The following is a 250-nucleotide window of genomic DNA, read 5'->3' as shown; positions in this document are numbered from 1 at the left end:
GGCCGTTATAGAGCGAGAGCAGGTCGTCGGCGAGCGTTGTCTTCTTGGCAAGCACCTCGTCCAGCGATGACAGGAACACTGTCTCGTCCTGGCCGTCGCCATTCAGCCGGTTGCGGTTTTTGAGACCGGTGCGGGAAATGTCGAGCACCTCGCGGGCAAGGCCGAGAAGCGGCTTGCCGGCAATCTCCGCGCCGAGCCCCCTGGCCGGCACGGCATCGCGGAGCGCGATCACCTCGTCGAAACTCCAGCC

At 65.2% G+C, this 250-nt stretch carries 1 protein-coding gene; it reads right to left on the bottom strand.

Going from position 1 to position 250, the window contains the following annotated elements:
• The coding region (locus tag SB816_RS33680) for a hypothetical protein (RefSeq protein ID WP_410548461.1) at positions 1 to 250 on the bottom strand (250 nt) is incomplete at both ends.

The organism is Achromobacter sp. SIMBA_011 (genome assembly GCF_046535435.1).
Classification (GTDB): domain Bacteria; phylum Pseudomonadota; class Gammaproteobacteria; order Burkholderiales; family Burkholderiaceae_B; genus Achromobacter; species Achromobacter dolens.
The sequence above is the reverse complement of the archived record's forward strand: the minus strand, read 5'-3'. Positions and strand labels throughout refer to the sequence as shown.